We start from the raw sequence: 10039 nt of genomic DNA, 5'->3' as shown, positions 1-10039 counted from the left end.
ACCACCAGAAGAACCTAAGTTCCAACCAGAGAAATACGTTCTTAGCGACGGTAATGGTAAGTTCGATATCACTGGTACTAAACTTCTTGATGATGATGCAGAGTTGGCTGACAAGTACGCAGATACAAACGCTAACCCATATGCAGATCTTTCAGAAGGTAAGAAACTTTCAAATGGTGAAATCGTAGGTAAAAACGAAGCAGAAAACATCAATACTAAAGCTGTTAAACGTGGCGACACTATTAACTATCAAGTATGGCTTGATACAAATCAATTTGATGCAAACAATAAGGATAACATCCAATCTGTTGGTATCACTGATGATTACGATGAAGCTAAATTGGAAGTTAAGCAATCAGATATCAAGGCTTACGATGGTAAGACTGGTGCTGATGTTACTGACAAGTTTGATATCTCAATCGCTAACGGTGTGATTACTGCTAACCTTAAAGCTGGCTTCACTAAGTCACTTGGTGATGCAGAAAACACTCAAGTTATCGATACTACTAAGTTCGAATTTGGACGTTACTACAAGTTTGTCATCCCAGCTAAGGTTACTGACGGTGCTTACGATGGTGCTGAAATTGAAAATACAGCAGCTCAAGTTGTAAACTACTACAACCCAACTACTAAGACTGTTGAAAAACCAAACAAACCAACTGAAAAACGTGTTAACAACGTTCCAACTGCTATCGAGTTGATCTTCGGTAAGACACTTAACGGACGTAAGTTGCAAGACAAAGAATTTACTTTTGAATTGAAAGATGAAAAAGGTAATGTTCTTGAAACTGTTAAGAATGATGCCGAAGGTAAAGTTAAATTCTCTACTATCAACTACGGTAAAGCAGATCTTGGTAAGACATTTAACTACACTGTAGAAGAAGTTAAAGGAACTGATACAACTGTTACTTACGATAACATGAAAGTCAATGTTACTGTTCAAGTTATCCAACCTTCAGTAGGAGATCAATTGTCAACAGTTATCTCTTACGCTACAGTAGGTGGAGATGCTTATGGTGGTGACGATCGTGTCTTCGATAACAACGTAACTCCTAACTTCAAACCAGAGAAATACGTTGTTTCAGAACCAAGCTTCGACATCATTGGTAACAAACTTGCTGATGACGACGATTCAGCTGATAAAGTTGAAATCCAAAACTTGAATGGTAAGACCCTCAAACGTGGTCAAAAGATCTACTATCAAGTATGGCTTGATACTCGTGACTTCACAGCAGAAAGCAATCTTCAAACAGTTGGTATCACAGATAACTACGAAGAAGATAAGCTTGACATCAACGCTGCTGATATCAAGGTTTACGATGGTATTACTGGTGCTGATGTTACTGACAAGTTCGACATCAAGGTTGAAAACGGTGTTCTCTACGGTACATCTAAAGCAAGCTTGACTAAAGCTATTAGCGCAACAGATGCTACTCCAGTCATCGATACAACTAAATTTGAGTTTGGTCGCTACTATAAATTTGATATTCCAGCTGTTGTTAAAGATATTGATTCTAACGACGGTGTAGATATTGAAAATACAGCCAACCAAACAATTCACCAATACAACCCATTCAATAAGAAAGTTACAACTCCTGAAAAACCAACTCAAACACGTGAAAACAACGTTCCAGTTCCACTCGAGTTCAACTATACTAAACGACTTGAAGGCCGTGAGTTGACTGCAGGTGAGTTCAGCTTCGTATTGAAAGACAAAGACAACAAGGTTCTTCAAACAGTAACCAACGATAAAGATGGTCACATCAAGTTTGAAAAACTCTTGTTCAGCAAAGCAGATCTTGGTAAGACATTCACTTACACAGTTGAAGAAGTAGCTGGTAAAGATACTTCAATCACTTACGATGCTATGAAAGCAACTGTAACAGTGGAAGTTACTAAGGAAGGCAAAGTTCTCACAACTGTCGTTAACCACGCTTCAACAGGCGGATTCGCTTCAAGTGCTAACGATAAAGAGTTCAACAACAAAGTTCGCCCACCAGAAACACCTAAGTTCCAACCAGAAAAATATGTTGTTTCTGAAGCAAAATTCGATATCACGGGTACTAAGCTCGTTGATGATGATAAAGAATTGGCAGACAAGTACGCAGATACAAATGCGAACCCATATGCGGATGATGCATCAAACAACGAAAAAGAAAACATGAATACTAAGTCTGTTAAACGTGGTGAAAAACTTGTTTACCAAGTATGGCTCGATACAACTCAATTTGACGCTAACAACAAGGATTACATCCAAACAGTTGGTATCTCTGATGACTACGATGAAACTAAATTGGATCTTGATGCTTCAGCTATTAAAGCTTACGATTCAGTAACAGGCGAAGATGTAACAGCTAAATTCGACATCAAAGTTGAAAATGGTATGATTACTGCTAACCTTAAAGATGGCTTCACTAAGTCACTTGGAGACGATGCAAATACTCAAATCATCGACACAACTAAGTTTGCCTTTGGCCGTTACTATAAATTCGATATCCCAACCACTGTTAAAGACTCTGTTCCTGGTGGTGTAGATATTGAAAATACAGCTGGACAAGTAGTTCACTTCTACAACCCACAAACTAAGAAGACAGAAATTCCTACTAAACCAACTGAAAAACGTGTCAACAGTGTTCCAGTTGAAGTCGGATTCAACTTCACTAAACGTTTGGAAGGTCGTGAGCTTAAAGCTAACGAATTCACATTCGAGTTGAAGGATGCAGCAGGTAAAGTTGTTGAAACTGTTAAGAATGATGCAGCTGGTAACGTTAAATTCTCTAAACTTGAATTCAAGAAAGGCCAAGAAGGCGTTCACAAGTACACAGTAGAAGAAGTCAAAGGAACTGATGCAACTGTTACATACGATACAATGAAAGCGAATGTAACAATCACTGTTTCTCATGATGGTACTGCTAAAGCTCTTGTAGCAACTGTTGGTGAAATTGCTGATAAAGAATTCAACAATGCTGTTCGTCCACCAGAAAAACCTAAGTTCCAACCAGAAAAATATGTTGTTTCTGAAGCGAAATTCGACGTAACAGGTACTAAACTTGTTGATGATGATAAAGAATTGGCTAATAAGGTTGCAGATACAAATACCAACCCTTACGCTGATGATGCATCAAACAACGAATTGGAAAACTTGAATACTAAGTCAGTTAAACCTGGTCAAAAACTTTACTACCAAGTATGGCTTGATACAACTCAATTTGATGCTAACAACAAGGATCATATCCAAACTGTTGGTATCACTGATGACTACGATGAAACTAAGTTGGATGTCGATGCATCAGCAATCAAGGCTTACGATTCAGTATCAGGTGCGGATGTAACATCTAAGTTCGACATTAAGGTTGAAAATGGTGTTGTTACAGCTAACCTTAAAGATGGCTTCACTAAGTCACTTGGCGATGCTGAAAACACTCAAGTTATCGACACTACTAAGTTCGAGTTTGGTCGCTACTATAAATTTGATATTCCTGCAACAGTGAAAGCAGACGTCGCTGGCGGTGTGGATATCGAAAATACAGCAGCCCAAGTTGTTAACTACTACAACCCAACTACTAAGAAAGTTGAAAAACCAAACGTACCAACTGAAAAACGTGTTAACAGTGTTCCAATTTCAGTAGAATTCAACTTCACTAAACGTTTGGAAGGCCGTGAGCTTAAAGCTAACGAATTCAGCTTCGTGCTTAAAGATTCAGAAGGTAAGACTCTTGAAACTGTAAGCAATGACGCTAAAGGTAACGTTAAATTCTCACCTATTGAGTACAAGAAAGGCCAAGAAGGCACTTACAAGTACACAGTAGAAGAAGTTAAAGGTACTGACGGTACTGTTCAATACGACGGTATGAAAGCTCTTGTCACTGTTGAAGTATCACATGATGGTAAAGCTAAAGCTCTTATCACTAAGGTTACTGATCCAGCAGATAAAGAATTCAACAATACTGTTCGTCCACCAGAAAAACCTAAGTTCCAACCAGAGAAATACGTTGTTTCTAAAGAGAAATTCGATATCACTGGTATGAAACTTGTTGACGATGATGCTGAGTTGAAAGATAAAGTAGGCGATACTAACAAGGATCCTTACGCTGACAACACAGCTAACAACGAAGCTGAAAATATCAATACTAAGACACTCAAGAAAGGTGATAAGTTTGTCTACCAAGTATGGCTCGACACAACTAACTTCACTGACGCTCACAATATTCAATCTGTTGGTGTAACAGATAAATATGACAGCGAAAACTTGACTATCAACGTTGCTGATATTAAAGCATACGACTCTGTAACAGGAGAAGATGTGACAGCTAAGTTTGACATCAAGGTTGAAAATGGTGTAATCACTGCAACATCTAAGTCTGACCTTACTAAGTCACTCGGTGATGCAGAAAATACTCAAGTGATCGATACTGCCAAATTGGCATTCGGACGCTACTACAAGTTCGATATTCCTGCAACTATCAAAGGCACTGCTAAAGATGGTGTAGACATCGAAAATACTGCGTCACAAATCGTTCACCAATACGACCCAACTAAGAAATCTGTTGAAAAACCAGAAAAACCAACAGAAAAACGTGTAGTCAATATCCCAACTAAGGTTGAGTTTGAATTCACTAAGAAACTTGAAGGTCGTGAACTTAAAGCTGGTGAGTTTAGCTTCGTACTTAAAGACAGCAAGGGTAATGTGATCGAAACTGTAAGCAATGATGCTAACGGTAAGATCAAGTTCTCAGCTCTTGAGTACAAACGTGGTGAAGAAGGTACTCACGTCTACACAGTAGAAGAAGTACAAGGTAACGATGCAACTGTTACCTACGATAAGATGGTTGCTACAGTCGTTGTCTCAGTAACTAAAGACGGTAAAGTCTTGACAGTAACTTCTCAATTGCCAGAAGATACTGAGTTCAACAATATTGTGACACCACCGACTCCTCCAACACCACCAACACCACCGACTCCTCCAACACCACCAACGCCACCAACGCCTCCAACACCAGTGGTTCCACCAGTGACACCACCAACTACACCAGAAGCTCCTAAAGGACCAGCTCTCCCTGAAACAGGTGATGATGCGTCTATGGCAGCTATGGCTCTCGGAGGAATCCTTGCGGCAGCTGGACTTGGTTTGGCAGGAAAACGCAAAAAAGAAGACTAAGATAGTTCATAGGTTAAATCCCTCAACATAGTTAGTTAGACTATTTCAGTTTTCGAAAAAGAGACTCATCCCATAAGGGCTGGGTCTCTTTTGTGATGTTCAAAGTTATAAATACATGCTTTCTAAAGCTGATTAATTTTTTTAAACCAGATCTCAAATCTTTGATATGCTTGTTAAGTATATTGCCATCTTCTAATTTTGCAATCGAATAATGTGCTTCTAAAACATTTTTTTGTATTGTCTATGTTTAAAAAAAGTCCTAAAGAATGTTTGGAAGTAATGATTGACATTGCTTATATTCTCCTCTATGAGTTCAAAAAACTCATCCACTCTTTTTTCTTGAAAGTGAAAAAGCAAAAGCTGATAGAAGTTATAATAATTGGCGAGTTCTTCTGAGAACTTCAGTGTCTTCTAAACGACTTCATGTGGTGCTAAAGTTTGACGAAAAGTCTTTGAATAGTAACAGTTTAGGGATAACCTATGGCTCTCTTTTTGAAAGTGTTGTCAGTAATTTTTCAAGGCTCGACAAGGTAGTGATTTCTTGTCGAAATGGTTCATAATCGCAATTCTAGTCTTAAAAATATCGGCTCTATAATCTCTAGAGCAGTTTTTAATTATTCAGTCAAAAATAAAGTTTGATGGGAAATTGAATCATTAAAAATATCGACATTTTTCTAATGTAAAATCGTTAATAAATCTAAAAATATGTATATTTCTGGATCTAAATATTAATTTTATTGTGAATTATCCTATATAGATTGAAAGTATAAAACGTAAGAATCATTCTGTTTTCCGAAAAATGTAAAGCTTTTAACAAAGGGAGAGCATAGGTTTTGTAAGGTTTTTAATCGTTTATATACAGTTTGTTTTTGCTTATTAATTTATATTTGTAAGGTTTCAAATTTCTGTATAAAGATAATGTGTAAGATGAGACTAATATAGAAAAATTTTGCTTAAGTTAGTTTTTAAAAAATATATATAAAATTAATTTTATGACAGTGAAATATTGATTCAATTCTAATTATATGATATATTTTATGTTAGGGAAATTCAATTTATATTATTTTTAGAAGAGACAAGAGCAATCAAAATCTAATGATTCCTTGTCTAGGAGGAAATATGGGTAAAGATATCTTTAGTAAGAAGAGTCGTTTCTCGATTCGTAAATTGAATATCGGAGTCTGCTCGGTCTTGCTTGGTACTTTGATCATGATTGGTCACACAGCTCAAGCGGATGAAACGACATCTGATGGAGCAACAGTTGTAGCTACAGCTGTAAGTGCAAGTCAAGGTGAAGGAGTCTCGACCACCACTTCGCCAAGCACAGCACCAGAAAGTGCAGCAACTGCTACGGTAGCACCAGCAGCTACTGAAACAGTTACAGCGACGTCGGTTGCACCTACAAGCTCAGTTGCATCAAGTGTAGCAGTAAGTTCGGAAGCACCAGCTTCAACAAGTGCTACAAGTTCAGCGCCGGCTTCAACAGCACCAGCTTCATCAAGTGCTACAAGTTCAGCGCCGACTTCATCAGCAGCAACATCATCGACTACAGCAGTTGCTTCAGAAGTTACAGGCTCAACAAATGTATCAACTGCAAAACCAGCAACTGCTTCAGAGGCATCTCGTTCAGTCACAGCTTCTACAGCATCGTCGACTACAGCAAGCTCAGTGAGCGCTAGTGCAAATAATGTTACTGTGTCAGAAACGGCAAATGCGCCTCGTGTACGTAGTCGTCGAGCAGCAGGACAAGAACGTGCTCAAGATCGCTCTATGGAAGGAAAGGATATTAAGTACGTATACCAAAATAGACGAGCTACGGTTAATGGTGGAGAACCAACTGAACGTGCTAAGATTGAATACAGACAGTTGGACGACTATGAGGTAGTCAATGGGAAGACAGTCGCAACTGATCCATCTGGTCAAGGTCGCCCAGTATTAGAGTGGACTGTAACCTTTAACGAGGCTAAGTACGATAGGATGGGAGGATACTACTATTTTACCATCCCTAACAATGTATCCGATCCTTATGATTTTGTTACAGATTATGATGGTGCTTACGTAGACCGATATGGTTGGAAGGATGCAAATAAAGAATCGGGTGCCGGAACAGCAAATGCAGAAGGTGTTCAGTATGTTGACGCAGGTAATAGACTTGAATGGCGTGTCAAAAATACTGTCGGAAATGATTACAATAATGTAGATGGTCTTAGCGGTGTCATGGGGGACACTAAAAAGGTATATGTTCTTCAATTATCTAATAGTTCTAGTGCTCGCAAGTTTACTATTAAGTACCGTACAGTAGTTGAAAACTCATCACAAGCCATTTCTTATATTGCCGGAGTTGAATCCAAGACAGGGCTACCAAGGAATAACTGGTATGCTATCTCAGGTAAGTACGACAAGAACTTGGTTAGTCAGGTTGATGCACCAAGAGTGACTCCAAACTTGACGAACACTTCTATCAACGTTCCTGTTCAGACAGTGGCGTCGACTTCAAGCACTCTTTCAGGGACAGGGGTTCCAGGGGCAACTATCAAACTTTATATCGATGGTCAGGAGCAAAACATCGGTAACGTCACTGTTGACAGTAGTGGTAACTGGACTACAGGTGAGCTTCCAACAGCTCTTAACAACAACCAAGGTACTGGTGAAACTATCAAACCACGTCAAACAGTACAGGTAAGCCAAACAGTTAACGGAGAAGAAAGTAGCCGCCGTACAGTACCAGTATCTGTCGGTGTGACTACTGTTGAACCTTCAAGCTTGACTACTAACCAAGATGCAGTTGTGGCAGGACAAAAAGAGGTAACACTTAAAGTTCCTCATGACGCAGGGATTGCCTACTTGCGTTATACAAATACTGCAGGAGAGACTGCGGAGATCCCAGTCAAACGTGACAATGTCTCATCTGCATGGACATCTCAAAAACCAGAAGCAGCAACTGTCAAATCAGTTGAGAACGGTAAGTTCCAAGATACGATCGTCCTTACCATGGCTGACAAGATTGCAGGTACAGAAGTAGCAGCTATCTCAAACGTAGTGGAAGGTGGCTTCTCAAGTGTGGCTGGCTGGCAACCACGCTCAGTAGAAAACCAAGCTCCAACTATTGCATCAGCAGTTGAAGGAAACAGAAAAACTGTTCAACAAGGTGCTCAACTGGATCTTGCTTCTCTGGTGACAGTGGCAGATAAAGAAGATGATGCTCAAGCAACGCTGGGTGATAAGGTCCATGCTGAAGTTGTTTCAGTAAATGGTAACGCAGCAACCAAGACCGTTGATACAAATACCCCAGGCACTTACACAGTTAAGTATAAAGCTGTTGATAGCCAAGGTAAAGAGTCAAACGAGATTGAAGTTACTGTAGTTGTAAATCCTGCACGTGAAAACGTAGCTCCAACAGTAGAGATTCCGTACTCTAATAAAGATACTAAAGAAGTTTATGTATATGGTGGAGAAGCAAACTCATTTGATATCAAATTTAAAGATGATAGCGGAAAAATCGCAAGTGCTACTGTAAAACAAGGTGGTAACAGAGCGTTTGATCCTGTTACTGGCGAAGCAGATACCATCAATACTCAATATGGATTTAAAGCAAATGTTATCAATGCTGAAACTCCAGCAACAGCAGATGCACCAGCAGTCATTACTTACTCAGGTACTCCAGCAGCAACAGATGGTTTATCAAAAGAAAGACTAGATGCAGCAACTAAGGGAGAAAATCCAGAAGGTTTGGCTTTGGGATGGCGTTATGCAACTGCGACGGATACAGATGGTGCATTTATTGAGAATAGAGCCGTAGGTAGCTCAAACGCGACTGACCCAGGTTCATTCCGTGTTGTACTTAAGGGACAAACTCAAAAATATGACATTGCTACTCCAACCGAAAAAGTTACTGTAGCAGATCCAGCTAACGTGACCGAAGCTGAGCTAGCTAAAATCAAAGAAAAGGTACAACTTGAGTACTCTCAAAACAACGATGATGCGAACTTAGCAGACAAAAAAGGTACACCAGCTGATAAAACTAATAAGATTCAATCAGTTACAAAAGATGCGGATGGAAATCTTGTAGTAACCTATGCAGATGGTTCTATAGATAAAAAACCATTATCAGAATTTGTAAATGTAGCACCAACAGTAGAGATTCCTTACTCTAATAAAGATACTAAAGAAGTTTATGTATATGGTGGGGAAGAAAACTCATTCGATATCAAATTCAAAGATGATAGCGGAAAAATTGCAAGTGCTACTGTAAAACAAGGGGGTAACAGGGAGTTTGATCCTGTTACTGGTGAAGCAGATACCATCAATACTCAATATGGATTTAAAGCAAATGTTATCACTACTGAAACACCAGCAACAGCAGATGCACCAGCAGTCATTACTTATAGAGGTACACCAGCAGCGACAGATGGTTTGACACAAGACAGACTAACTGCAGCAACTAAAGGAGAGAATCCAGCCGGTTTGCCTCTAGGATGGCGTTATGCAACTGCAACTGATACTGATGGTGCACTTGTTGAGAATAAAGCCGTAGGTAGCTCAACTGCAACTGACCCAGGTGCATTCCGTGTTGTGCTTAAGCCACAAAACCAAAAATATGATGTTGCAACTCCAACCGAAAAAGTTGAGGTGGCAAATCCAGATAACGTAACAAATGATGAGTTAAATAAAATCAAAGAAAAGCTCCAACTTGAATACTCCCAAACCAATGATGATGCTAATTTGGCAGACAAAAAAGGTACAACTGTAGCTGATAAAACTAATAAGATTCAATCAGTTACTAAAGATGCGGATGGAAATCTTGTAGTAACATATACAGATGGTTCTACAGATAAGAAACCATTATCAGAATTTGTAACTAAAGACACAACAGCTCCAGCG

Annotated in this window: 2 protein-coding genes and 1 pseudogene; 2 read left to right on the top strand and 1 reads right to left on the bottom strand. The window is 39.2% G+C overall.

From position 1 onward, the window contains the following. Nucleotides 1-5158: SspB-related isopeptide-forming adhesin (locus HMPREF1519_RS04375; protein ID WP_037611273.1), on the top strand; the 5158-nt coding region annotated here is incomplete at its 5' end. A gap of 40 nt (nt 5159-5198) precedes the next feature. On the opposite strand, the pseudogene HMPREF1519_RS10580 reads toward HMPREF1519_RS04375, so the two are convergent. Beyond that, nucleotides 5199-5734, bottom strand: a pseudogene (locus HMPREF1519_RS10580) (ISL3 family transposase); the annotation flags it as partial. 543 nt (nt 5735-6277) lie between these two features. Between HMPREF1519_RS10580 and HMPREF1519_RS04370 the strand changes: the two are divergent. Further along, nucleotides 6278-10039 (top strand): YSIRK-type signal peptide-containing protein (locus HMPREF1519_RS04370; protein WP_037611271.1); only part of this gene is annotated, 3762 nt, incomplete at its 3' end.

This window comes from Streptococcus sp. SR4 (genome assembly GCF_000517725.1).
GTDB classification, from domain to species: Bacteria; Bacillota; Bacilli; order Lactobacillales; family Streptococcaceae; genus Streptococcus; species Streptococcus salivarius_F.
Note: the sequence above shows the minus strand (reverse complement) of the source record. Positions and strands in the feature narration are given on the sequence as shown.